Source organism: Erythrobacter tepidarius (assembly GCF_002155695.1).
Classification (GTDB): Bacteria; Pseudomonadota; Alphaproteobacteria; order Sphingomonadales; family Sphingomonadaceae; genus Erythrobacter; species Erythrobacter tepidarius.
Genome location: NZ_MUYJ01000003.1, coordinates 58,461 through 83,156, shown reverse-complemented (window position 1 = coordinate 83,156; position 24,696 = coordinate 58,461). Strand labels below are relative to the sequence as shown.

The 24,696-nt window shown below is 67.2% G+C and carries 24 protein-coding genes; 16 read left to right on the top strand and 8 right to left on the bottom strand.

Annotated elements, in window-relative coordinates:
• Positions 1–11 precede the first annotated feature (11 nt).
• The 4 genes from sdhC to BZF61_RS03405 all read left to right on the top strand — a co-directional run bounded on the left by sdhC (position 12) and on the right by BZF61_RS03405 (position 3,812).
• Positions 12–392, top strand: coding sequence for a succinate dehydrogenase, cytochrome b556 subunit (gene sdhC / locus BZF61_RS03420; RefSeq protein ID WP_086617431.1), 381 nt, complete (start codon positions 12–14; stop codon positions 390–392).
• An 11-nt stretch (positions 393–403) separates the two neighbouring features.
• Positions 404–790 carry a succinate dehydrogenase, hydrophobic membrane anchor protein gene (gene sdhD / locus BZF61_RS03415; protein WP_086617253.1) on the top strand — a complete coding sequence of 129 codons (387 nt, stop codon included), beginning with the start codon at positions 404–406 and terminating at the stop codon, positions 788–790.
• Positions 790–2,658 (top strand): succinate dehydrogenase flavoprotein subunit, encoded by a 1,869-nt coding sequence (sdhA, locus tag BZF61_RS03410; protein ID WP_086617252.1) that lies wholly within the window; start codon positions 790–792, stop codon positions 2,656–2,658. Before sdhD ends, sdhA begins: the two co-directional genes overlap by 1 nt.
• 191 nt (positions 2,659–2,849) lie before the next feature.
• Positions 2,850–3,812: a C13 family peptidase gene (locus tag BZF61_RS03405; protein ID WP_245804491.1), complete on the top strand. Its 963-nt coding sequence runs from the start codon at positions 2,850–2,852 to the stop codon at positions 3,810–3,812.
• Here BZF61_RS03405 and BZF61_RS03400 read toward each other — a convergent pair.
• Complete coding sequence (locus tag BZF61_RS03400; RefSeq protein WP_158094048.1) at positions 3,781–5,382, bottom strand: esterase-like activity of phytase family protein; 1,602 nt, start codon at positions 5,380–5,382, stop codon at positions 3,781–3,783. The genes BZF61_RS03405 and BZF61_RS03400 overlap by 32 nt on opposite strands.
• Positions 5,383–5,507: 125 nt before the next feature.
• On the opposite strand from BZF61_RS03400, the gene BZF61_RS03395 reads away from it, so the two are divergent.
• Entirely contained in the window at positions 5,508–5,897 is a 390-nt protein-coding gene (locus tag BZF61_RS03395; protein WP_281251519.1) for a BlaI/MecI/CopY family transcriptional regulator, read from the top strand.
• Positions 5,894–7,615, top strand: coding sequence for a M56 family metallopeptidase (locus tag BZF61_RS03390; protein ID WP_086617248.1), 1,722 nt, complete (start codon positions 5,894–5,896; stop codon positions 7,613–7,615). Before BZF61_RS03395 ends, BZF61_RS03390 begins: the two co-directional genes overlap by 4 nt.
• Positions 7,616–7,621: 6 nt before the next feature.
• Here the strand turns inward: BZF61_RS03390 and BZF61_RS03385 are convergent, their stop codons facing one another.
• Together BZF61_RS03385 and ypfJ are read right to left on the bottom strand one after the other, a co-directional pair.
• The gene (locus BZF61_RS03385; protein ID WP_245804490.1) at positions 7,622–8,050 is read right to left on the bottom strand and encodes a hypothetical protein; all 429 of its coding nucleotides are present in this window, start codon (positions 8,048–8,050) and stop codon (positions 7,622–7,624) included.
• A 52-nt stretch (positions 8,051–8,102) separates the two neighbouring features.
• Positions 8,103–8,972 (bottom strand): KPN_02809 family neutral zinc metallopeptidase, encoded by an 870-nt coding sequence (gene ypfJ / locus BZF61_RS03380; protein ID WP_086617247.1) that lies wholly within the window; start codon positions 8,970–8,972, stop codon positions 8,103–8,105.
• 95 nt (positions 8,973–9,067) lie between these two features.
• On the opposite strand from ypfJ, the gene BZF61_RS03375 reads away from it, so the two are divergent.
• The 5 genes from BZF61_RS03375 to BZF61_RS03355 all read left to right on the top strand — a co-directional run bounded on the left by BZF61_RS03375 (position 9,068) and on the right by BZF61_RS03355 (position 14,611).
• On the top strand, positions 9,068–9,820 hold the full coding sequence (locus BZF61_RS03375; protein ID WP_086617246.1) for a 3-hydroxybutyrate dehydrogenase: 753 nt from the start codon (positions 9,068–9,070) through the stop codon (positions 9,818–9,820).
• Positions 9,817–11,322 carry a M28 family peptidase gene (locus BZF61_RS03370; RefSeq protein WP_086617245.1) on the top strand — a complete coding sequence of 502 codons (1,506 nt, stop codon included), beginning with the start codon at positions 9,817–9,819 and terminating at the stop codon, positions 11,320–11,322. Before BZF61_RS03375 ends, BZF61_RS03370 begins: the two co-directional genes overlap by 4 nt.
• 87 nt (positions 11,323–11,409) lie before the next feature.
• Positions 11,410–12,864, top strand: a complete 1,455-nt coding sequence (guaB, locus tag BZF61_RS03365) for an IMP dehydrogenase (protein WP_086617244.1) — start codon at positions 11,410–11,412, stop codon at positions 12,862–12,864.
• Positions 12,865–12,873: 9 nt separating this feature from the next.
• Positions 12,874–14,052 carry an RsmB/NOP family class I SAM-dependent RNA methyltransferase gene (locus BZF61_RS03360; protein WP_086617243.1) on the top strand — a complete coding sequence of 393 codons (1,179 nt, stop codon included), beginning with the start codon at positions 12,874–12,876 and terminating at the stop codon, positions 14,050–14,052.
• A gap of 61 nt (positions 14,053–14,113) precedes the next feature.
• A complete protein-coding gene (locus tag BZF61_RS03355) occupies positions 14,114–14,611 on the top strand; it encodes a tetratricopeptide repeat protein (RefSeq protein ID WP_245804489.1) in 498 nt (165 codons plus the stop codon).
• Between the two features lie 3 nt (positions 14,612–14,614).
• On the opposite strand, the gene BZF61_RS03350 is transcribed toward BZF61_RS03355, so the two are convergent.
• Both BZF61_RS03350 and BZF61_RS03345 read right to left on the bottom strand, forming a co-directional pair.
• A complete protein-coding gene (locus BZF61_RS03350; protein WP_086617241.1) occupies positions 14,615–15,094 on the bottom strand; it encodes an RNA pyrophosphohydrolase in 480 nt (159 codons plus the stop codon).
• Complete coding sequence (locus tag BZF61_RS03345) at positions 15,091–16,041, bottom strand: alpha/beta hydrolase (protein ID WP_086617240.1); 951 nt, start codon at positions 16,039–16,041, stop codon at positions 15,091–15,093. Before BZF61_RS03345 ends, BZF61_RS03350 begins: the two co-directional genes overlap by 4 nt.
• A gap of 69 nt (positions 16,042–16,110) precedes the next feature.
• Here BZF61_RS03345 and BZF61_RS03340 point away from each other — a divergent pair, with 69 nt between their 5' ends.
• From BZF61_RS03340 to BZF61_RS03330, 3 genes are all read left to right on the top strand, one after another.
• Positions 16,111–17,094 (top strand): metal-dependent hydrolase, encoded by a 984-nt coding sequence (locus BZF61_RS03340; RefSeq protein ID WP_342742780.1) that lies wholly within the window; start codon positions 16,111–16,113, stop codon positions 17,092–17,094.
• A 15-nt stretch (positions 17,095–17,109) separates the two neighbouring features.
• Positions 17,110–18,501: a cryptochrome/photolyase family protein gene (locus tag BZF61_RS03335; RefSeq protein WP_086617239.1), complete on the top strand. Its 1,392-nt coding sequence runs from the start codon at positions 17,110–17,112 to the stop codon at positions 18,499–18,501.
• Positions 18,502–18,567: 66 nt separating this feature from the next.
• Positions 18,568–19,773 carry a serine hydrolase gene (locus BZF61_RS03330; protein ID WP_086617238.1) on the top strand — a complete coding sequence of 402 codons (1,206 nt, stop codon included), beginning with the start codon at positions 18,568–18,570 and terminating at the stop codon, positions 19,771–19,773.
• A gap of 19 nt (positions 19,774–19,792) precedes the next feature.
• On the opposite strand, the gene BZF61_RS03325 is transcribed toward BZF61_RS03330, so the two are convergent.
• The 3 genes from BZF61_RS03325 to purF form a co-directional block, all read right to left on the bottom strand.
• A complete protein-coding gene (locus BZF61_RS03325; protein ID WP_086617237.1) occupies positions 19,793–20,140 on the bottom strand; it encodes a PilZ domain-containing protein in 348 nt (115 codons plus the stop codon).
• Positions 20,141–20,278: 138 nt separating this feature from the next.
• Positions 20,279–20,995 (bottom strand): SDR family NAD(P)-dependent oxidoreductase, encoded by a 717-nt coding sequence (locus tag BZF61_RS03320; protein WP_086617236.1) that lies wholly within the window; start codon positions 20,993–20,995, stop codon positions 20,279–20,281.
• A gap of 4 nt (positions 20,996–20,999) precedes the next feature.
• Complete coding sequence (purF, locus tag BZF61_RS03315; RefSeq protein ID WP_086617428.1) at positions 21,000–22,487, bottom strand: amidophosphoribosyltransferase; 1,488 nt, start codon at positions 22,485–22,487, stop codon at positions 21,000–21,002.
• Between the two features lie 260 nt (positions 22,488–22,747).
• On the opposite strand from purF, the gene BZF61_RS03310 reads away from it, so the two are divergent.
• A complete protein-coding gene (locus BZF61_RS03310; protein ID WP_086617235.1) occupies positions 22,748–24,001 on the top strand; it encodes a lipoprotein-releasing ABC transporter permease subunit in 1,254 nt (417 codons plus the stop codon).
• Positions 23,994–24,683 (top strand): ABC transporter ATP-binding protein, encoded by a 690-nt coding sequence (locus BZF61_RS03305; RefSeq protein ID WP_086617234.1) that lies wholly within the window; start codon positions 23,994–23,996, stop codon positions 24,681–24,683. Before BZF61_RS03310 ends, BZF61_RS03305 begins: the two co-directional genes overlap by 8 nt.
• Positions 24,684–24,696: the final 13 nt, after the last annotated feature.

The window sequence follows — 24,696 nt, the reverse complement described above, 5'->3', positions numbered from 1 at the left end:
ACGGTATCATCATGAACCAAAGACCGCTTTCGCCCCATCTCCAGATCTGGCGCTGGGGGCCGCACATGCTCGTTTCGATCCTGCACCGCGCGACCGGTGACGGGATGGCGCTGGTCGGGCTGGGAGTGCTGGTGTGGTGGCTTGGTGCGCTCGCGGGCGGGCCGGAAGCCTATGGCAGCTTCCAGCGGATCATGGGCTCGGTCCCGGGAATGATCGTGCTGGTCGGGCTCTCCTGGGCATTCTTCACCCACCTGATGAGCGGGCTTCGCCATTTCGTGCTCGATATAGGTGCCGGCTACGAACTCAACACCAACCGCCTGTGGTCGATCGCCTCGCCGGTGATCGCGGTTGTTCTTACCGCGGCCTTCTGGGCCGTTATCCTGATCAGGTAAGGGGACGACACATGGGTAACGGAACTTCCATCGGCCGCGTCCGCGGCTTGGGCGCAGCGCATCACGGCGCGCATCACTGGCTGGTGCAGCGCTTTACCGCGGTGGGCAATCTGGTGCTGATGAGCTGGCTGCTGGTCAGCCTCGTCATGCTCGGGGATTATGGCCATGCCACCATCACCAAGTGGCTCGCGCATCCGTTCAACGCGACCGCGATGATCCTGCTGGTGTTCAGCCTGTTCTGGCACGCAAGGCTCGGCCTGCAGGTGCTGATCGAGGACTATCTGCACGACACCGGCACCAAGTTCGGAGCGCTCCTCGCGCTCAACCTCGCAACCATCGGCGGCGGCGCCTACGGGATTTTCAGCGTCGCCGCGCTCGCATTCGGAGGTAAGGCCTGATGGCTACCGCAGCACCCAAGGGAACCGCCAATGATGTGGGAGGCGCGCATCTGAAGGGCGCCTACACAATCGTCGATCACACCTATGACGTGGTGGTGGTGGGCGCGGGCGGTTCGGGCCTGCGCGCGACCATGGGCGCGGCCGAGGCGGGCCTGCGCACCGCCAACATCTCCAAGGTCTTCCCCACCCGTTCGCACACGGTTGCTGCCCAGGGCGGGATCGCCGCCTCGCTCGGCAACAACAGTCCCGACCACTGGACCTGGCACATGTATGACACTGTCAAGGGTTCGGACTGGCTGGGCGATCAGGATGCGATCGAATACCTCGCGCGCGAGGCCCCGGCGGCGGTCTATGAACTCGAACACGCGGGCGTTCCTTTCAGCCGCAATCCCGATGGCACGATCTACCAGCGCCCGTTCGGCGGGCACATGCAGAACATGGGCGCCGGCCCGCCAGTGCAGCGCACCTGCGCCGCGGCCGACCGCACCGGCCATGCCATGCTTCATGCCCTCTATCAGCAAAGCCTGAAGTATGACGCGGACTTCTTCATCGAATATTTCGCGCTCGATCTGATCATGTCCGAGCGGGACGGGGTGAAGCAATGCGTCGGGGTGATGGCGATGTGCCTCGATGACGGCACGATCCATCGCTTCCGCGCGCAGAGCGTGGTGCTGGCGACCGGCGGGTACGGGCGCTGCTACTACACCGCCACCTCGGCCCACACCTGCACTGGCGACGGTGGCGGGATGGTGCTGCGCGCCGGCTTGCCGCTGCAGGACATGGAATTCGTGCAGTTCCACCCCACCGGTATCTACGGCGCGGGCGTGCTGATCACCGAAGGCGCGCGCGGGGAGGGGGGCTATCTCACCAACTCCGAGGGCGAGCGCTTCATGGAGCGCTACGCGCCGAGCGCGAAAGACCTCGCCAGCCGCGACGTGGTGAGCCGTTCGATGGCGCTCGAGATCCGCGAGGGCCGCGGCGTCGGGCCGGAGGGCGATCACATCTACCTCCACCTCGATCACATCGATCCCAAGGTGCTGGCCGAGCGCCTGCCGGGCATCACCGAAAGCGGCAAGATCTTCGCCGGGGTCGATCTCACCAAACAGCCGCTGCCCGTCACCCCGACGGTGCATTACAACATGGGCGGCATTCCGTGTAACTACCATGGGCAGGTCGTGACACTGGGACCGGACGGCAATCCGGATACCGTCATTCCCGGCCTCTATGCCGTGGGCGAGGCGGCCTGCGTTTCGGTGCACGGGGCCAACCGCCTCGGCTCGAACTCGCTGATCGACCTCGTGGTGTTCGGCCGTGCGACCGGCCACCACCTGCGTGACAACCTCAAGCCCAACGCCAAGCAGCCCGAGCTGCCCGCCGACAGCGCCGATTTCGCGCTGACCCGGCTCGATCACTTCCGCTACGCCAATGGTGGCTCGCCCACCGCGCAGATCCGCGCGGAGATGCAGAAGGCGATGCAAAAGCACTGCGCCGTGTTCCGCGACCAGAAGCTGATGGACGAGGGCGTGGCCAAGCTGGCCGAACAGAACAAGCGGATGGAGGACATCCATGTCACCGACCGTTCGCTGATCTGGAACTCCGATCTGATCGAGACACTCGAGCTCGACAATCTCATGGCCCAGGCCAATGTCACCATGGCCAGCGCCGCCAACCGCAAGGAAAGCCGCGGCGCCCACGCGCACGAGGACTACCCCGAGCGCAATGACAAGGAATGGATGAAGCACACCATCGCCTGGTTCGATGGCTGGGGCGGGCGCGGCGGCAATATCCGGATCGATTACCGCCCGGTCCACGATTACACGCTGACCGACGATATCGCCTATATCGAGCCGAAGGCGCGGGTGTATTGATCCAGCGTTTCGGCGAATGAAATCGAAGGCCCGGTCCTCTTTCGGGATCGGGCCTTTGGTTTTGGTGCATCTGGACAATGGCGGCTTGACGCTGGGGGCACGCAGAGGCAGCTTCGCCCGCGATGAACAGGGGCTGGATCATCGCTGGGCTTTTTGCGCTATTCCTTGCGGCTCCGGTGCGACCTCCTTGCTTGGCCCAGTCCGCGCCCGCCAATCCTTTCCAGCCGCCGCCGCACACCGCGCCGTTTCCCGATCTCGGCAGCGGGGAGAGCCGGATCGAGCGGCGGACGAGTTTCGAGGCCGGGCCGGAATTGCAGCGCGGGGTGTCCGCCGCAACCTTGCGCGACCAACAGCGCCGGCTCGATAGCGCGCTGGCCGCGATTCGGCCCCACACCCCCGGCACGCCGGATGCCTTCGTCGTCACCGTCGCGCTCGATAGCGATCCGGTCTTCGCGCGCGAGGCGCGCGAGGCGGCGCGGGTGTTGGGGGCGCGTTACCGGGCCGAGGGGCGCATGCTGGTGCTTGCCGGGCCGGACGGGGTGCGCGACGATGCCCCCCACGGCTCGATATCCGCGCTGGCGCTCGCGCTTTCCCACATCGGGAGCCTGATGGATCCTTCGGAGGACGTGCTGGTGCTCTATACCACCAGCCACGGCGCTGATATCGGCCTGGTCTATCACTACGGCGACACCGGCTACGGCATCCTCAGCCCCGCGCGGCTCAAGGCGGCGCTGGAGGAGGCGGGTATCCGGCGGCGGGTGCTGATCCTCTCGGCCTGCCATTCTGGGGTGTTTGTGCCGGTGCTCGCCAGCCCCGACACCGCGATCCTCACCGCGGCGGCTGCGACGCGCACTTCCTTCGGCTGCGCCGCCGAGAACGACTGGACCTTCTTCGGCGATGCGCTGATCAACCGCGCACTGCGCCAGCCGGTCAGCCTCGAAGAGGCGGCGAAGATGGCCGGGCGTTCGGTCGCGGAATGGGAAACCCGGGCACGCTTCCTCGCCTCGCTCCCGCAGGTCAGCATCGGCGCCGAGGCCAAGGGCTGGCTGGCGCAGATCGAAGCGCACATGCCCCGCATCGCCAGCGCGCCGGTGGGCCGCCCGGCCTTCGATCCGGCGGATTTTATCGCGCCGGCACGCGCCGGGCAGAAATGATCTTCACCGGCCTCGCCAACATCTCGCCCTTCATCCAGCCTTCGCCCTTGTTAGGATCGATCGCGGTGGCGTGGATCGCCGCGACCACGTCCATCCCGTCCGTGACATAGCCGAACACCGCATAGCCGTGCTTCCAAACCGGATCGCTCGCGGATGGATCGGCGTCGAGGCCGGTCTGGTCCTCGATCATGATAGAGAAATCGCCGTTGGCGCTGCCAGGCTCGCCCATTGCCATCGACAGCGCGCCGTGGGTGTGGGTCAGCCCGGTCTGCGTCGTCGGCTCGTGCGGGATGGGCGGCAGGATGCGCTTGGGATCGAACTGGGTGCCGCCCTGCAGCAATCCGTTGGGGCGCGGCGCCCGGTCCAATCGCATTGCGCGGTAGAAGACCGTGCCGTCGAGACGCTTTTCATCAACATAGCGCAGGAAGTTGCCGGCGGTGATCGGCGCACGCTCGGTTTCGAGCGCGATGGTGATATCGCCCAGTTCGGTGGACAGCACCACGCTGACGCTCGCGGCCTCGGGGAAGGGGCGTTTGCCCGGTCGACCGGTTGCGGGGGTGGGCGGAACGGCGGCGATGACCTGCCCTCCCGGGCTGGCCAAGGGCTGGGTGCCATCGATCAGGAACTTCATCAGCAAGGTGCGCTGGCAGCCGGGTGTGGGGTCGTTGTCGCAATTGTGGAAATTGTCGTCCGAGACGAGATAGAGGAAGCTGCCCTCCGGCTCCTCGCGCAGCGCCAGCCCCTCGAAATTGTCGAGCGTGAGCGGCGGGGCGAGCACGGCAAGTGTGGTTGCAGCATTGTCGGGCGCAAGCCTGACGATTGCCGCGCGGTTGCCTTCGCCGGGGTTGTAGCTGCGCAACAGGACGTAACAGGTGCCCTCAAGGCTGCAGGCGGCATCGCTCGGCACGCCCCCGGCGGCGGCAATCCCCTCGGGCACGGCGAGGTGGAACGGCGTGGACCCGGTCGCGGTAATGCGCAGGCAGTTGGGGCGCGCCGGATCGGCCCATTCGCCGCAAGCCAGCAGGCCTTCGGCAAAGCCGGCAAGGGTTTCGATCCCGCGATTGGGTTCTGCCCCCGCCACCAGCGCCGCCGCGCCGCTCTCGCCGCCGGCCGCCGCGCCATCGAGGGCGGGATAGCGCCAGATGCGGTGCTCCTGCTCGAAGGCGACCAGCCATGTCCCGTCCCCCGTTCGGGTGATCGCCTCGGCATCGCCGCGCTCCTTGGAGCCGAGCCTTCTGCCCTTCGCGTCGAGGAGCGGGGCGAGGGTCACTGCGGAAACATCGACCAGCCGGCCCTGCACATCCTCCGGCGTCAGCACCAGCCAGCGCCCGTCATCGGTGACGGCGTAGAGCTTCCCGTCGTACCATTCGAGGCCCGAAATGCCGCCGATCCCGGCCTTGTCGGGCGCGATCGCCACGCCGCCGCGGTAGATGAGCGCGCCGACCTGCCTGTCCGGCTCGCCCGGGGCAAGCTCGATCGGCTCGGTCAGCGGCAGGAAGCTTTCGCTCTGCGCCAGCGCGGGCGCGGCAAGGGCGGCAAGCAGAGCGGAGAAGGCGGCGCGCAACATCATTGGTCCGAACATATCGGCGCTTCGTCGAGGCGCAAGCGGGCAGGCGCGCGGTTCATCGGGTGGCAATGTTTACAGCCGTAGTCGTGATGACTACAGATGTAATCAAGCTTGAGGGAGGCCCCTTCGTGAACAGCACCGAGGAACCGGTCCACGAGCGCATCACCGAGGCCGAGCTGGCGGTGATGGACGTGCTGTGGCAACGCCCGCGCCGCACCGCGGCCGAGGTCTGCGAGGAAGTCTGCGCCGCGCGGGGCTGGAGCCCCGCCACCGTCAAGACCCTGCTGTCCCGCCTTGTCCAGAAGGGCGCAATTGCCGCCGAGCCGGACGGGCGGCGCTATCTCTATTCGCCGCTGATCGAACGTGCCGCCTATGTCGGGGGCGAATCCCGGCGGCTGGTCGACCGGCTGTTCGGTGGCAGCGCGGCCTCGCTGGTTGCCCATCTGGCCGAGACCGAGGCGCTTACCGAGGATGACCTCGCCGAAATCGAGGCGCTGCTCAAGGAGCTTAGGCCATGAGCGTGGCAGTGCTGGAAACGCTCGCCTGGAGCGGCGCGCTGATCGCTTTGGTGCTGGTGCTGCGCCGTCCGGTGGCCCGCACCTTCGGGCCGCAATATGCCTATGCGCTGTGGGCCTTGCCGGTGCTGCGGCTGGTGCTGCCGCCGCTGACCCTGCCGGCATGGATGGCCCCGGCCGACCCGCTGCTGTCGCAGCTCGCGCCGCACCCCGCTCCGAGCGAGGCCACGCGCGCCACGCTCGTCGAGCCGCTCGCCTGGCAGGCCGAGAGCGTGCCAGCCACCTTCAGCGTGGCCGCCCCGCCGCCGCCCGAACCGGCTTTCGATTTCCTCGCTTGGTTGGGCACCCTGCCGCTTGCGGAAATCCTGCTGGCGGTGTGGCTGGGCGGGGCGGGGGTGTTCCTGATCCGTCGCTTCACCGCCTATTTCGCGCTGCGCGAACAGCTGCTGGCCGACGCGCGCGAGGTCGGCAGAGCTTCCGGGCCGCTGGGGCCGATCCGGCTGGTCGAGACCCCCGGCACGCTTGCCCCGCTTGCCTTCGGGGTGCTCGATCCGGTGATCGCGCTGCCGCCGGGCTTCATGGCCCTGCATGACCGGCGCGCGCGCGATCTCGCGCTGGCGCACGAGCTGGCGCATCACCGCGGGCTTGATCTGCTGGTCAATGTCGTGGTTCAGCCGCTTTTCGCGCTGCACTGGTTCACCCCGCTCGGGCACTATGGCTGGCTGGCGCTGCGGCGCGATCAGGAGGCGGCCTGCGATGCCCGCGTGATCGCCCGCCGCAGCGCCGAGGAGCGGGCCGCCTATGCCCGCCTGATCGCCGGATTCGCGGCCGGCCCCAACCTTGCTCTGGCCGCGCCGATGGCGTGCCCCGTGCTTGGCGAGAAATCCATCATAGAACGATTGAGGAGCCTGAGGATGTCGCACATTTCACCCCGCCGCCGTCTGGCTGGCCGCGCGATGCTGGGCCTCGGCCTGCTCGCGCTGCCGTTGACCGCCACGGTCAGCTATGCTGCCGGCGAGGCCGCGCCGACGCTGCCCAAGCCGCCCGTGCCTCCGGCACCGCCTGCGCCCCCGGCACCGCCCGCCCCGCCTTCACCCCCGGCGCCGCCCGAGGCCCCGGAGCCGCCCGCGCCCCCCGCGCAGCCGGCGATCGAAGCGATCCTCGCGATCGATCCCGATGCCCCGGAAGGCAAGGACGGGAAGGTCGAAGTGATCGAGCGCGTAGTCCGCGGCGAGGACGGCAAGGAAAAGCGCGTGCGGATGGTGTTCCGCGGTCATGGCGACCGCGCTGCGCAGGCTGCCGAGCTGAAGGCCTTGGCCGAAGCGCGCCGCGCCGATCAGGAGAAGATGCTGGCCGAACTGCGCCAGGGGCTGGCGGAGGCTGACCGCGCGCTGGCCGACATGCCGCGGATCGTCAGCGAGGCCATGGCCGAGGCCGAAGCAGCCCGCGCCGCAGCCACAGCGGCAAGCCAGCAGGCCCGGGTGGTCGTCAAACGCGAATGCCGTCCGGGCAGCGACGAGCCCGCCGAAACCACCGAGCACGCCGACGGGACGAGCACCGTGACCATTTGCGAGCGGCGCATTTATGCCTCCGCGCGCAGGGGACTGAAACAAGCGCGCGACGAGATTGCCGCCAATCGCGATATCCCGGAGCAAACGCGCCAGCGAATTCTCAGGGAGCTTGACCGTGCGATCGTCCGGTGGAGCGAGAAGGAAGGCTGAGCAGCCTTACTTCGATCTGGGCAGGGGTTTGGGCCGGGCGGGATACCTGCACCCACGGCCCAGCCCCAGACCTTTCAGGAACCCGCGCCGCACCATTCCCGCAGTAAAGGCGGCGCGCAGGGCGCGGTCGGCATCGGCCGCGCCCGTCACTTCGCGCAGGATGCCGCGAAAGGGAATGATCGAGCCCACCACCTTCTGCCCGATCCGCCCGACATTGATCCCGCCGCCCTCGCTTGCCTCGGCAATGTCGTAATCCGCGCCCAGCACCTCATCGAGTTCGGCGATGTCGGCGATGATCGCGTTGCAGCTCTTCAGCCGCGCGGTCGCGTAGGGGTTCTCCATCGCCTGTTTGAGCAGCTCGGGAATGTCGCGCGCGTCGAGGTTGAGATCGCGCAGCGGGGTCTTGGCGACTTCGGCCGCGTCGGGCTCGGGCACCACCTGCGCGGCTGCGGGCAAGGGCGCGATCAGGGCGGCGGCGAGCAGAAGCCTAGCCGTTTTCGAAGAATACGTCACAGGCGGTATCGTCCTTGCTTTCAAGGCCCAGACGCAGAGCGGCCATGCGCTGACGGCTGGTGCCGTGGGTGAAGCTTTCGGGATTGACGCGCTGGCCGGCATTGCGTTGCAGGGTATCGTCGCCGATGGCGCTGGCGGCGGCGAGACCTTCCTCCAGATCGCCCGGCTCGATCCGGTCGCGGTTGCGGCCCGCCCACATCCCGGCATAGCAATCGGCCTGCAATTCCATCGCCACCTGCAGGCGATTGGCGGCGGCGGGATTGCGCTGCTGTTGCTTGCGCACCTGCGCCGAAAGCCCGGTGATGTTCTGGACGTGGTGGCCATATTCATGCGCGATCACGTAAAGCCGCGCGAAATCGCCGCCCGTGCCCGACATCTGGGCGAGCTGGTCGTAGAAGCTGGTGTCGATATAGATGCCCTTGTCAGCCGGGCAGTAGAACGGCCCCACCGCCGATGTGGCGCTGCCGCAGCCCTCGGTCGTCACGCGGCCATCGCGGTAGAGATCGAGCACCGGGCGCTGGAACGCGATGCCCGCGCGTTCAAAGACGGCCTGCCAGGTGGCGTTGAGGCTGGCGAGTGCGGCGCAGGCCTCGCCGGCATATTCGCTGGCGGCGCAGACCTCCGCCTCGCTCATGTCGCTCGCGCTGCTCGTGCTGCCGGGGGCGGCCTGCTGCTGGACGCTTTCGACCATGCCGATGGTCTGCATCGGATCGAGGCCGAACACCAGCGCGCCGATGAGCGCGATCACGATTGTACCGCAGCCGATCCCGCCCGCGCGGCGCATCCCGCCGCCACCGCTTGAACGCACCTCGATATCCGAACTGTCATAGGGCCCCAGCCGCATCGCGTTTCCTTACCTTCGCGCAAATCGCTGGACAGCCGCTTGCGGCGCGGCAAAAGCGATTGCCAATACCCGTACAAGTGCAGGAGTTGCCGCCAATGCTCAAGGAAAAGCGCGCCCTGGTGACCGGCTCGACCTCGGGAATCGGACTGGCAATCGCGCGTGCGCTGGCTGCCGAGGGGGCCGAGGTAATTCTCAACGGGCTCGGCAATCCCGAAGAAATCGCGCAGCTTTGTCAGGAACTGGGCGCGAGCTACAATGGCGCAAACCTGATGAAGCCGGACGAGATTGCGGCGATGATGGCCGACATCGGCCCGATCGACATTCTCGTCAACAATGCCGGGATGCAGCACGTTGCGCCGGTCGAGGATTTCCCGCCGGACAAGTGGGACGCGATCATCGCCCTCAACCTGTCGGCGGCGTTCCATACCACGCGCCTGGCCGTGCCGGGGATGAAGGCCAAGGGCTGGGGACGGATCATCGCCACCGCGAGCGCGCATTCGCTGGTCGCCTCGCCCTACAAGAGCGCCTATGTCGCGGCCAAGCACGCCATTGCGGGTTTCACCAAGACGATCGCGCTCGAACTTGCCACCCATGGCATCACCGCCAATTGCATCAGTCCGGGCTATGTCTGGACCCCGCTGGTCGAGAACCAGATTCCCGACACCATGGCCGCGCGCGGCATGACGCGCGAGCAGGTGCTGAACGAGGTGCTGCTCGCCAAGCAGCCGACCAGGAGTTTCGTCACTCCCGAGGATGTCGCCGCGCTGGCGGTGTTCCTGTGCAGCGATGCGGCGCGCAACATCACCGGCGCGAATTACGCCATCGACGGGGGATGGACCGCCGAATGAGCGCGCTGCGCATCCGGCTGCTGGTGACCTTGCTGGCGAGCCTGATGCTGGCCGCCTGTGCCCGCGCGCCGCTCGGCAGTGTCCCGGCTCCCGAACGTTCTGCCATCGCCGCGCGGCTATCGGCCGATATCGCGGTGCTGGCGAGCGACGATTTCGCCGGGCGCAGGCCGGGCACACCGGGCGAAGAGAAAACGCTCGCCTATCTCGAACAGCGTTTTGGCGAGGTTGGCCTGCTGTCGGGCACGGGCGATCCCGGCTCCTATTGGCGGATGCCGGTCGATCTGGTGGCGGTCAGGCCCCTTTCGGGCAAGCTGATCCTTGCGCGCGGGCGCACTGCGCTGGTGGTGCCCGAGGCAGAGGGCGTGGTCTATACCCGCCGCCGCCGTGCGCTTGCGGCCGGCGGGCCGGCCACGGGCGTGCCGGTGGTGTTCGTCGGGCGCGGGGAAGGGCCGGTCGCGCCCGAAACCGTGGCGGGCGCGATGGTGGTGCTGCTCGGGGCCGAGGGGCGCGAGCCTTCGCGCATGGCCGATCCCTACCGCGACCGGGCGACGGCGGTGATCACCGTGCTGCCCGATGCCGCAGCCCTCGCCGAACTGCGCGCCGCGCGCGAAGGGGAAAGCGTGCAGCTGGCGAGCGAGGAGGTCGATACGCTCACGGCCTATGTCACCGACAGCGCGCTGGCGCAGGTGCTGGGCAAGGCCAACTGGGAGCGACTCAAGGCGCGCAGCGACGAGCCCGATTTCACCCCGATCGAGATCCAGCTGGCGATCAGCATCGAAGCCACCGCCGAGCGGCACCAATTCACCAGCAGCAACCTCATCGGCATGATACCAGGCCGGCTGCCGGGATCGGGTGCGGTGCTGGTGCTGGCGCACTGGGACCACCTCGGCGAATGCGGCGCGGCGGATGCGACGCAGCGAATCTGTCATGGCGCGGTCGACAATGCCAGCGGGCTCGCGGTGCTGCTCGAACTGGCGCGGCGCTTGAAGACCGGCCGGCCGCCCGATCGGGACATCTATTTTCTGGCCAGCACCGCGGAAGAGGCCGGTCTGCTCGGCGTGCGCGCCTTTGCCAAGGCCCCGCCGGTGCCGCTGTCCAGCATCCTTGCCGCCTTCAATCTCGATATGCTCGCGCTCGCCCCCAAGGGCAGCCCGGTAGGCTTCATCGGGGAAGGCCGGACCCCGCTCGACACGGTGATCCGCGCCGAAATCGCGCGCAGCGGGCGCAGCATCGGCGACAAGGCGCTGGCCGAGCGTTTCCTTGCCCGGCAGGATGGCTGGGTGCTGCTCGAACGGGGCGTGCCCGCGGTTCTGTTGTCGAGCGCCTTCGGCAGCGAGGCGGTGCTCCAGCCCTTCCTTGCCCACCGCTACCACCGTCCCGCCGATATGGCCGGGACGATCGAGCTGGGCGGGGCGGTCGACGACCTGCTGCTGCACGAGCGGCTGGTGCGCATTCTCGCCGATGCCGCGCGCTATTCTGCGCCGGCTGGCCTGCGCCCCTAGCCTAACCTGCAAACCGCGGTTACATGGGCCGCCACGAATCTCCCGCGCGAGGAGATGCCCCCTCCCGAACGCAAGAAAGTGGCACGCATGGATATCCCGCTCGGTCTCACCTTCGATGACGTGCTGCTCCGCCCGGCGGAGAGCAGCGTATTGCCGAGCATGGCCGACACCTCGACTCGTCTGACGCGTGAGATCGCGCTTAACATTCCGATCCTATCCGCGGCGATGGACACCGTGACCGAGGCCGACATGGCGATCGCGATGGCGCAGCTAGGCGGGATCGGGGTGCTCCACCGCAATCTCGATATTGATGCGCAGTGCGCCGCGGTGCGCGCGGTCAAGCGTTTCGAGAGCGGGATGGTGGTCAACCCCATCACCATCGGCCCCGACGCGACGCTGGGCGAGGCGCAGGCGCTGATGCAGGCCAACCGGATCAGCGGCATTCCCGTGGTGGACGCCGCTGGCAAGCTGGTCGGCATTCTCACCAATCGTGACGTGCGCTTTGCCGAGAACCCGCAGCAGCCGGTGCGCGAACTGATGACGACCGAGAACCTCGCCACCGTGCCGCTCGGCACCAGTCAGGACGAAGCGCGCCGGCTGCTCCACGCCCGCCGGATCGAAAAGCTGCTGGTGGTGGATGATGCCTACCATTGTATCGGCCTCATCACCGTCAAGGATATCGAGAAGGCGGTGAATTATCCGAGCGCCACCAAGGACAACGCTGGCCGCCTGCGTGTTGCGGCGGCGACCACGGTGGGCGATGCCGGGTTCGCCCGAACCGAGGCGCTGGTCGATGCCGAGGTCGACGTAATCGTGGTCGACACCGCCCACGGCCACAATGTCGAAGTCGCGCGTGCGGTCGAGCGGGTCAAGAAGCTCTCCAACGCGGTGCAGGTGATCGCCGGCAATGTCGCCACCGCCGAAGCGACCCGTGCACTGGTCGATGCTGGTGCCGACGCGGTCAAGGTCGGGATCGGGCCCGGCTCGATCTGCACCACCCGCGTGGTGGCCGGCGTCGGGGTGCCGCAGCTCACCGCGATCATGGAAAGCGCCGCCGAAGCGGCCAAGTCGGGCGTGCCGGTGATTGCCGATGGCGGCCTGCGCACCTCGGGTGACGCGGCCAAGGCGCTGGCGGCAGGTGCGTCCTCGGTGATGGTCGGTTCGATGCTGGCCGGCACCACCGAGAGCCCTGGTGAGGTGTTCCTTTATCAGGGCCGCTCCTACAAGGCCTATCGCGGCATGGGCTCGGTCGGCGCGATGGCGCGCGGCTCGGCCGACCGCTACTTCCAGCAGGACGTCTCGGCGATGAAGCTGGTGCCCGAAGGGATCGAAGGCCAGGTGCCGTTCAAGGGCCCGGTAGCCGACGTGATCCACCAGCTGGTCGGCGGGATCAAGGCGGCGATGGGCTATACCGGTTCGGCCAGCATCACGCAGTTGCAGCAGCGCGCGCAATTCGTGCGCATCACCAATGCCGGGCTTTCGGAAAGCCATGTCCACGATGTCGCCATCACCCGCGAGGCGCCCAATTATCCGACGCGCTGAGACCGGGGCATGACCCCGGCCGCCAGAATCCAGGCGGCGATCGAGCTGCTTGATGGCGTGATCGCCGCTGCGCGTGTCCAGGGCGCGCCGGCAGACCGGATCATCGCCGACTATTTCCGCGCGCGCCGCTTTGCCGGATCGAAAGACCGGCGCGCGGTGCGCGATCTGGTCTATCGCGCAATCCGACTGTGCGGCCCGGTGCCCGAAAGCGGGCGCGCGGCGATGCTGGCGGTGGCGGCGCAGGATGCGGGCGTCGCAAGCCTGTTCGACGGCTCTGCCTACGGCCCTGCACCCCGTGCCGCGGGCGAGCCGGTGGCGAGGACGGGGCTGGCGGCCAAGTGGATCCTCGCCGATTTGCGCGCGTCCGGGCTGGGCGGGCCCGCGATCGCCGCGCTGCTCGAGCGCGCGCCGCTCGATATCCGTGTCAATGCCCTCAAGGCCGACCGTGCAAGCCTGGTGTTGCCCGAACCGGGCGAGCCGCTCGCCAGCACGCAGGGCCTGCGCTTCGCCACCGGAACGCCGGTCGAACAGTGGGATGCCCATGCGGATGGGCTGATCGAGGTGCAGGACCTCGGCAGCCAGCTGATCGTCGAGGCGCTGCCGGTCGCCCCCGGTGACACCATCATCGACCTGTGCGCCGGCGGCGGGGGCAAGACGCTGGCGCTTGCCGCGAGGCTGGGCAACGCCGCGAGCCTGATCGCCGCCGATACCGACAAGCGCAGGCTCGGCAATCTCGCACCGCGCGCCGCCCGCGCGGGGGCGGCGATCGATCAAGTCGTGCTGCTCGAACCGGGCCGCGAGATGCAGGCGCTTGCCCCCTTTGCCGGCAGGGCCGATCACGTGCTGGTCGATGCGCCCTGTTCGGGCAGCGGGACATGGCGGCGCAGCCCCGAGGGACGCTGGCGACTCGATCGCGCCGGGCTTGCCCGGCTGAACCGGCTTCAGGATCATGTGCTCGATCTTGCCGCGCAGCTGGTGCGGCCTGGCGGGACGGTGAGTTTCGTCACCTGCTCGCTGCTCGATGCCGAAGGGGCCGATCGCATCGCCGCCTTCCTCGCGCGTCACCCGGACTGGCGCGCCGAGGCCCTGGCGATGCCGCTCGGCCGCGCGCATGGGCCGGGCTGGCGACTTGACCCATACCATGACGCAACGGATGGTTTTTTCGTCGCGGGCTTGCGTTCGCCATGATATTGTGAACTCTATGGCTCAGCCCTCCGGTTCCCGGTCTTTTGCGCTGAAGGAGCTTCTGATGCGTTTCGCACCCGCTGCCGCTGCCCTTTCGCTGTGTCTGGCCATTTCGGCAAGCGTGCTCAATGCCGGCGCCAGCCAGGTTCCCGATCCGCGCGCCGCTGCGCTGATCGCGCAAGGGCGGGCGGCGCTCGCCGCGGGCCAGACCGAGGCGGCGGTTGATGCCTTCGAGGCCGCTTTGGCGGTCGATCCGGGCTACACGCCGATCTTCATCGACCTTGCCGAAGCCGCGCGCAAAACCGGATTGCAAGGCAAGGCGATCCGCTATTACCGCGAGGCGCTGGAACGCGATCCCGGCAATTTCGCCGCGATTTCGGGCGAAGGCGCGGCCCTGGTGGAGAAGGGCGCGGTTGAGAAGGCGCGGCGCAATCTCGCCAAGCTGCAATCGCTGTGCGGCGATAATTGCCCCGAAACCATGGCCTTGCAGAGCACCATTGCACGCGCGCCATCGGCGCGGCTCGCGGTTGAAACCGCAGCGAGCACGCCGGCGAGCAATTGACGCTCAGATCAGGTTGCCGAACTCGGCCACCAGCGCGGCATAGACATCGCGTTTGAAGGGCACGATCAGCTCTGGCAGCAATTCGGGCGCGACCCAGCGCCAGGCGTTGAATTCGGGCGGCTCGTGGGCATCGAGGTCGATATCCGTCTCCTCGCCGAGGAAGCGGCCAAGGAACCAGTGCTGTTCCTGCCCGCGATACTTGCCCTTCCAGACCTTGCCCAGAAGTTCGGGCGGCAGATCGTAGCGATAGGGCTGCGCGGACTGCGCGATCACCTCGACCAGGTGCGCCGCAACCCCGACTTCCTCCTCAAGCTCGCGCAGGGCCGCCGTGCGCGGATCCTCACCCTTGTCGATCCCCCCCTGCGGCATCTGCCAGAAGCCATGTGCGGAAGGATCGACGCGCTGGCCGACGAAGACGAGGCCATCGCGGTTCACCAGCATGAAGCCCGCGCAGGGGCGGTAGGGCAGGCCTTCGGGGCTCATGCGGGGTTGGCCAGCATGAACTGCATCGCGGCGATCACGCGTTCGAGATCGTGTTGCGTGCTCGGCACCATCTGCCTGAGATTGATGAAACTGTGCGTCACCCCGCGCATTTCGAGGAACACCACGTCGCGCCCGGCATCGACCAGCGCCTTGGCGTAGGCGCGGCCCGAATCGCGGATCGGATCGAGGCTGGCGGTGACGACGATGGTAGGCGGGGCGGCCGAGTGGTCGGCGAGGATGGGAAAGCCGCGCGGATCGTTGCGGTCGGCGCCATAGGCGGCATCGAAGAAGGCCATCGTCTCGGCGGTGAGGAGGAAGCCTTCGCTGAACGCCGCCATGCTGTCCGAGCCGTTGGCGTCGGCGACCAGCGGGAAGATCGGGACTTGCAGCACCACAGGGACGGCGGCGGGGCGCTGCCCAAGCAGCTGGCTCACCACCACAGTCGCATTGCCACCCGCCGAATCGCCCATGGTGATGATCCCGCTGGCGGCGCGGCCCAGTTCGGCGGGGCTGGAGGCAACCCAGCGCGTCGCCGCCTCGCAATCGAGGATCGCGGCGGGGAAGGGGGCTTCGGGCGCGCGGGCGTAATGCACCGCGACGAGCGGGAGGTCGATCAGCGCGGCGATCTCGGTGCACAGCGCATGGTGGGTTTCGAGATCGCCGATGACGAAGCCCCCGCCGTGGTAGAAGGTGATCACCGGCGTCGGCCCCTCGCGCTTTTCGCGCGCGTCGTAGAGGCGCAGCGGAATGTCACCCGCCGGGCCGGGGCAGGCGAGGTCACGGATCACCGGGAGCTGACGCGCCGGGCGGTCGGCGAGATTGTGCATCGCGACATAGGACTGCCGTGCCTCTTCCAGAGTCATGTCCGCAAGCTTCGGCCCGTTCACCTGCGCCATCATGTCGAGGAAGGCCTTCATGTCGGGGCGGATATAGGGCGCGTCGGTCATCGTGGTTCTCTCCCGGTTAGCTGGCCGGTGCGATAGGCGAGCGAGAGCCGGATTTCCACTCGCTTGATGATGAGCGGCGCGCTAGCCAGCGAAGCGATGGACAATCTGACACATAGCCTCGTCGGCGCGGTGCTGGGGCAGGCGGGGTTGAAGCGCACCACCGGCCTTGCCATGCCGGCGCTGATCATCGGCGCCAACCTGCCCGACGTGGACGCGGCGTGCTTCTTCTGGCTGGAGGGCACCGAGCATCTCGCCTTCCGCCGCGGCATCACCCATGGCCCGCCCGCGCTGGTGCTGTTGCCGCTGGCTCTGGCGGGGCTGCTGTGGGGCTGGGACCGCTGGCAGATGAAGCGCGGCACGCGGCCCGAGGCGCGACTGCCCGTGCGCTTCGGCTGGCTCTATGCGATGGCCTTCATCGGGTGCCTCAGCCACCCCTTCTTCGACTGGCTCAATGTCTATGGCATCCGCCTGCTGGAGCCGTTCTCCTCGCAGTGGTTCTATGGCGACACGCTGTTCATCATCGACCCGTGGCTGTGGGCGGTGCTGATCGCGACCGTGTGGTGGTCGCGGCGGCGGGAGAAGGCGGGGGCGGCTTTTCGCTGGCCGGCAATCGTCGGGATTGTGGCGACACTGGGCTATATCGGCGCGAATGCAGCCCTTTCGTGGAGTGTCCAACGCCTTGACGGCGAAATGCAAGAACCCTATCCGGTCGCGGTTATTGCGGCACCCGTGCCGTTCGCCTTCTGGAACCGCGAGCGCATCGCGTTGGTCGAGGATGGTCGCTGGATTTCAAGCCACTGGAACGGGTTGGCATTCGGCTATGGCTACGCCAATTCGAAGGCCACACAGTGCAAGCTGCCCGACCTCACCGCAGCCCGCCGCACCAATTCGCAACTCGACGCCTTCCTGTTCTGGTCGCGCGCGCCCTTTGCGGTGCGGGCGCGGGACGGCTCAGTGATTCTCTACGACGCCCGCTTCTACGATCCGCGCGCGCGGGACCGGTTCTCGATCGCGCTGCCGGATGTCAAATGTGTGGAACTCTCCGCCGGGTAAGGCGCTTCGGGCAGCATGAGTAACACCCAAATCGTATGGCTGCGGCGCGACCTGCGTCTTGCCGACAATCCCGCGCTCTACCACGCCGCCAAGGCTGGCCCGGTCGTGGTGGTCTATGTCCTCGATGACGAAAGCCCCAGGCACCACGCCTATGGCGGGGCCTCGCGCTGGTGGTTGCATCATTCGTTGGCGAGCCTTGCGCGCAGCCTGGAAGCGCGGGGCAGCAAGCTGATCCTACGGGGCGGGGAGGCGGTGGCGGAACTGACCAAGTTCGCGAACGAGGTCGGCGCGAACGCGATCCACGCCAATTGCCATTACGAACCCTGGTGGCTGAATGCCGAGCGCAAGCTGGCCAAGAGCCTCGACCTGCAATTGCACCATGGCAACTATCTCATGCCGCCCGGCAGCATCACCACCGGCACCGGCGGGCAATACAAGATCTACACCCCCTTCAGCCGCGCCCTGCGCGCCGAATTCCCGCCGCGTTCCGAAGTCCCCGCGCCCGACCGGCTCGAAGCCCCCGCCAGCTGGCCCGCTTCGGACGATCTGGCATCATGGAACCTGCTTCCGACGAAGCCCGATTGGGCCGGGGGGATGCGCGCGTTCTGGGAAGTGGGCGAAGAGGCGGCCCACGCGCGGCTCAAGGCTTGGGAAGCGGACGTCGACGACTACGACGACAAGCGCAATTTCCCCAGCCTTGACAAGGTCTCGCGCCTCTCGCCGCATCTGCATTTCGGCGAAATCTCGCCGATCCAGATCTGGCATGCCTTGAAGCATCATACCTCCAAGGGCTGGGAGACGTTCGAGGGCGAGCTGATCTGGCGCGACTATTCGGCCAATGCGATCCTGCAATTCCCTGCCTATGCCACGCAGAACTACCGCGCGGAGTTCGACCGCTTCCCCTGGCGCGATCCCGCCACCGATCCCGCCGCGGCGCGTGATCTCAAGGCATGGCAGCAGGGTCGCACCGGGTACCCGATCGTCGATGCCGGAATGCGCCAGCTGTGGCAGACCGGCTGGATGCACAATCGCGTGCGGATGATCACCGCGAGCTTCCTCATCAAGCACCTGCTGATCGACTGGCGCGAGGGGGAAAAGTGGTTCTGGGATACGCTGTGCGATGCCGACTACGCCTCCAACGCGACCAACTGGCAGTGGACCGCGGGGACGGGGGTGGATTCCAACATGTTCAGCCGGATCATGGCGCCGCTTTCGCAATCCGAGAAGTTCGACGCCGCGCGCTACATCCGCACCTATGTGCCCGAACTCAAAGGGCTGGAAGAACCTTACGTCCATGACCCGGAGCAATTTGGGCAGCGACCCGCAGGCTATCCGCGCAAGATCGTCCCCCACAAGTTCGCCCGCGAACGCGCGCTGGCGGCGCTGAAGGCAATGAAGGACAGCTGAAGGGCTTGCCCACGCGCCCCGCGCCCGCCTAAGCCTGTTGCCGACGAGACAAGACGGGAGAATGCGATGCGTGGGATCGGAACCTTGGCTGCGGGCGCGGCGCTGGCGGCACTGCTGGCAGCGGCATCCGGACCGGCTGTGGCGCAGGAGGCGCCCCACGTCAGGCTCGCGCCCATGGGCGAGGTCACGCTGACCCAACCGCCGGCGCGTGACCAGACTGAACTTCAGGTGCTGTTCTGGAGCGACGAACAGCGCAGCCAGCGCTTCCGGGCGATGGAGCAGTGGTTCGCCGGACACGAGGTGCCTCCGCCGCCCTCCACCCGTCCGCTGGAAAAGGGCACTCCGCTCAACCCCGCCTTGCAGGCCGAGATTACCGCGCTGATGAAGGCCACCGGCACTGCAGGCGTGATGGTGCTGGTGGATGGCAAGGTCGCCTTCGAGCATTATGGCCTCGGGATGGGCCCCAAGGATCGTTGGACCAGCTTCTCGGTCGCCAAGAGCTTCACCTCGACCCTGCTGGGTGCGGCAGTGAAGGACGGCAAGATCGCCAGCCTCGATGATCCGGTGACCAATTATATCCCCGGCCTTGCGGGCAGCGCCTATGACGGCGTGACCGTCAAGCAGCTGGCCACCATGACCAGCGGGGTCAAGTGGAACGAGGACTACACCGATCCCAATTCGGACGTGGCGCAGATGAACCGCTTCGTTGTCGATTACGGCCCCGAGGCGATCGTCGCGCAGATGAAGGCGCTCCCGCGCGAGGCGGAACCGGGGACCAAGTGGGTTTACAAGACCGGCGAGACCAATCTGCTCGGCCTGCTGGTCGAAAATGCGGTCGGCATGTCGCTCGCCGAATATGCCCAGCACCACATCGTTGCAGCGGCCGGGTTCGAGGGTGGGCTGTTCTGGATGGTCGATCCGCGCGGCGGCAATATCGGCGGGTGCTGCCTCTCGATCCGCCTGTCCGACTATGCCCGCATGGGCCAGTTCGTGCTGGAAGGCGGCGGGGCCGAGGTGCCGCCGGACTGGTTTGCCGAAGCGACCGACAGCCTTGTCGATTTCGGCGAAAGCGGCTTCGGTTATGGCTACCAGTGGTGGACCTATCCGCAGGGTGCCTACGGCGCGCAGGGGATCTTCGGACAGGGGATCACGATCTTCCCGGAAAAGAAGATCGTTTTCGCCTATGTCGGCAACTGGGCCAAAGCCAGCGGCGGGCCGGAGCGCGAGCAGTTTCTGGAGCTTGCCCGCAAGGTTGCCGCCCAAGTCGAATAGACTGCGCGGCGCGCCTGCCTCAGATCACCTGCCGGTAGACCCCGACATTGCTGTAGCGCTGCAAGATGTTGTCGTGCACGATCGGGCTGAGCAGCTCCGAAAAGGCGCAGCCGACGATGCAGTTGTCCCACCACACCACCTCGGCCTGAAGCGATTCGAGGCCGGGCAGGGTGAGCCAGCACAGCTGGCCTTCGTACATGCGGTTGATCGACGAGGCCGAGAAGCCCGAGATCGACAGGTCATGCACCACGCTCTGGAAGGCGCGGCCCCCTGAAGCGCGCAAGGTCGCCGGGATTGTCAGCCGTGTGCGCGGACTGCAACGATCTTCCTGCGCGGCCAGACGATAGGCATCGTTTTCCGGTGGCATGACTTCAACCTCGTGTCAGACGCGGGCCGCGCACGCGGCCTGAGCTATCAGGTTGAATGAGCCTGAAATCCCTAAGGCGCCGTTACCGGAATTGGTAAACCGCTGCCCCCGCTTGCCGAAAAGGCGCGCGAAAACAATTCAGCCGATGCGTTCGCGGTGGAGCATGTCGAAGCCTTCCACCAGCAGCGCGACCAGCCGGTCGGCGACGACTTCGGGAGGCTTGACCGTCTCCGGATCCTCGCCGGGGAAGGCCCGGGCACGCATGTCGGTGCGGGTCGCGCCCGGATCGATGATCGCGACGCGCAGGCGGCTGAGCTTCTCCACTTCCGCGCCATAGGTTTCCAGCAGGTTCTCGAACGCCGCCTTGGTCGCGCCATAGGCGCCCCAATAGGCCCGCGGCGCGCGACCGAGACTGCTGGTGAGGCCAATCAACCGGCCCGCCTCGGACTGGCGCAGCATCGTGTCGAAGGCGGCAATCATCGCCTGCGTGGCGACCACATTGGTCAGCAGGGCCTGGTTGAACTGCTTGGGTTCGATCTGCGCAACCGGTGTCAGATCCGGCAGATAGGCTGCTGAAAGCACGAGGATATCGAGCTTGTTCCAGCGGCCGGCAATCGCCGTGGCGAGGCGCGTGATCGAATCCGGCTCGGTCAGATCGAGCGGGGCGATGGTCGAGGTTCCGCCCGCGGCATGGATTTCATCCTCGACCGCCTCCAGCGCCTTGACCTTGCGGGCGACGAGAATGACGTGTGCACCGGCCCCAGCCAGCGCCTTGGCGGTGGCCGCGCCGATGCCGCGGCTCGCGCCGGTGACGAGCGCGATGCGCCCGGAAAGCGGTTTTGCAGTCTCGGTCATGGAATCATGCGGCCTTGGGGTCAGCGAAGGGAAGCTCGGCGTTCTTGGCTTCGGCCAGCGCAAGGTCGGTGAGCGAAGTGGGGTAGTCGCCGGTGAAGCAGGCGTCGCAGAACTGCGGCCGGGCCGGATCGCGCTGTTCATGCCCGACTGCGCGGTAAAGCCCGTCGATCGAGATGAAGGCGAGGCTGTCGGCCTTGATGAATTCGCGCATCGGTTCCAGGTCCATGCGCGCAGCCAGCAGCTTGGAGCGTTCGGGCGTGTCCACCCCGTAGAAGCAGGAATGCGCCGTCGGCGGGCTGGCGACGCGGAAATGGACTTCGGCCGCGCCCGCCTCACGCATCATCTCGACGATCTTGAGCGAGGTGGTACCGCGCACGATCGAATCGTCGATCAGGACGATGCGCCGACCTTCGACGAGCGCGCGGTTGGCATTGTGCTTGCGCTTGACGCTCGAATGGCGCGCGCCGTCGCCGGGCTGGATGAAGGTGCGCCCGACATAGTGCGAGCGGATGATGCCAAGCTCGAAGGGGATACCCGAGGCCTGAGCGAAGCCGAGCGCGGCCGGCACACCGCTGTCGGGGACGGGGACGACCAGATCGGCCTCGCACGGCGCCTCGCGCGCGAGCTGCACTCCGATCGCCTTGCGCGTCTCATAGACCGAACGGCCGACGAATACGGAATCGGGGCGGCTGAAATAGACGTGTTCGAAGATGCAGGGGCGCGGGGCCGGGTTGCCGAAGGGACGCACCGAGCGGATTTCGCCCGAGAAATTGACCAGCACCAGTTCGCCGGGCTCGACTTCGCGGATGACCTCGGCGCCGACCACGTCGAAGGCGACGGTTTCGGAGGCGAACAGGATCGATTCGCCCATCCGCCCCATCACCAGCGGACGGATGCCGAGCGGATCGCGGCAGGCGATCATGCCCTCGGGCGTCATCACGATCAGGGCATAGGCGCCCTCGACCAGTCGCAGCGCGTCCACCAGCCGGTCGGCAATCGTGGGGTAGCGACTGGTGGCAACCAGGTGGATGATCACCTCCGTGTCCGAAGTCGACTGGAAGATCGAACCCTTGTTCACCAGATCGGCGCGCAAGGTCATGGCGTTGGAGATATTGCCATTGTGCGCCACGGCAAAGCCGCCGCTGGCAAGATCGGCATAGAGCGGCTGGACGTTGCGCAGGCCCGAACCGCCAGTGGTGGAATAGCGCACGTGGCCGGCGGCCATATGACCGGGCAGTTCGGCGATGGCTTCGGGGGAGGAGAAATTTTCGGCGACATGGCCAAGGCCCCGCCGGGCGTAGAACTCCGAGCCGTCCCAGCTGACGATTCCCGCCGCTTCCTGCCCGCGGTGCTGGAGCGCGTGGAGGCCCAGCGCGGTTGCCGCCGCCGCATCCGATGCATTGATCGCGCCGAAGATGCCGCATTCCTCGCGCAGTTTGTCGCCATCGGCATAGTGGAAGGGGTGAGTCACTTCGAGGGGTGTCATCGGCATCACCAGACCTGCCCGCAAATCAGCCGCGGGGTGGGCCTTGCCCCAATGGCGATATGACGGATCAATTACAAGGGATAGCGGCCCCGCCATGCCCGCCTTTTTGCTGACCGCGATGTGACAGGCGCGGCGTGCCTTGCCGATCATGCCGGCTGACCTGCGCAAGCCCGGCGGCGACAGGACAATGGCCAAGCGCGGGATTGCAGCGGCATGTCCGGCGCACTACAGGCAGCGTTCACCATAAAGGCAGCACCCCACCTTCCATGCTTTCCCCCTTCGAATGGATGATCGCCAAGCGTTACCTCTGGCCCGGCAAGGGCGAGGCCTTCATCGCGCTGGTTGCAAGCATTGCGGTGGGCGTGGTGGCGCTCTCGGTCGCGCTGCTGGTGGTGGTGATGAGCGTTATGAACGGCTTTCGCGCCGAGTTGCTCGACAAGATCGTGGGGCTGAACGGCCATGCCATCGTCCAGGCCTATGGCGGCAGGCTCGACAACTGGCAGAGCGTGCTCGCCAATGTCGAGCGCACGCCGGGCGTGGTCGAAGCCTCGCCGCTGATCGAGCAGCCCTTGCTGATCAGCTTCGATGGTAGGGTGGAAGCGGTGTTCGTGCGGGGCGAGACCGACGAGAACATTGACGCGCTGAGCGACAAGGTGGTGATGGGCGATATCCGCAAGCTCTACCAGGCCTCGGCGGTCGGGGCAGCGGGCCGGGTGGCGATCGGCTCGCGGCTGGCGCAAAACCTTGGCATCCGGGTGGGTGACACGATTACGATCATCAATCCCCAGGGCCGCGCCACCCCGTTCGGAACCTCGATCCGCCAGATCGGCTACGAGGTCGGGGCGATCTTCGAGGTCGGCATCTACGACTATGACGAGAAGTTCGTTGTCCTGCCGATCAGCGCGGCGCAGACGCTGCTGCTGATGGGCGACAAGATCGGGATGATCGAGGTCACCGTCGAGGATCCGGACAAGGTCAGCCAGATTCTCCAGCCGATCGCCGACAAGCTTGCCGGGCAGGCGGTGGTGTCCGACTGGAAGAGCATCAACTCCGCGCTGTTCGAGGCGCTTCAGGTGGAGCGCGTGGCGATGTTCTTCGCCTTGAGTTTCATGGTGGTGGTGGCATCTTTCAACATTCTGTCGAGCCTGGTCATGCTGGTGCGCGCCAAGACCCGCGACATCGCGATCATGCGCACGATGGGCGCAACGCGGAAAAGCCTGCTCAAGATCTTCGTCACCACCGGCACCACTATCGGCGCAATCGGCACGGCCGCGGGGCTGGCGCTGGGCGCGGTCGTGCTGTTCTTCCGCGAACAGATCGTCGCCGCCATCGCCTTCGCCACCGGCCAGCAGATCTGGAACCCGGAAGTGCGCTTCCTTTCCAGCCTGCCCTCACGCACCGATCCATGGGAGGTCCTCGGCATTGTCGCGCTGGCGCTGGGGATGAGCTTCCTGGCGACGCTCTATCCGGCGCTCAAGGCAGCCAATACCGATCCGGTGCAGGTGCTGCGCTATGAATAGCCCCCGGCCAATCGTTTCGCTCAGGGGCCTCCGGCGCTCGTTCGAACAGGGCGGGCAGCGCATCGACGTGCTGCGCGGCGTGAACCTCGACATCATGCCGGGCGAGATCGTTGCCCTGCTTGGGCCGTCGGGTTCGGGCAAGTCGACCATGCTCCAGGCGATCGGCCTGCTCGAAGGCGGGTTCGAGGGTTCGATCGTCCTTGCCGGGCAGCAGGCGGAACACCTCGCCGGGGATGAGCGCACCCAGCTCAGGCGCGAACATCTCGGCTTTGTTTACCAGTTTCACCACCTCCTGCCCGATTTCGACGCGCGCGAGAACGTGGTGATGCCGCAGATGATTCGCGGGGTGGCGCGCGCGGCGGCCGAAGCGCGCGCCGATGCCCTGCTGACCGGTCTCGGTCTCGGCGAACGCCTGACCCACCGGCCGAGCCAGCTTTCCGGCGGTGAACAGCAGCGCGTCGCGGTGGCCCGCGCGCTCGCCAACCGGCCGATGCTGGTGCTCGCGGACGAGCCGACCGGCAATCTCGACGAGGCGACTTCGGACGTGGTACTGGGCCAGTTCCTCGCGCTGGTGCGGGGCGAGGGCAGTGCGGCCTTGGTCGCCACCCACAACGAACGCCTCGCCGCGCGGATGGACCGGGTGGTGCGGCTCAAGGACGGCGTGTTGATCGAAGGACTTTGACACAGGACGGGAC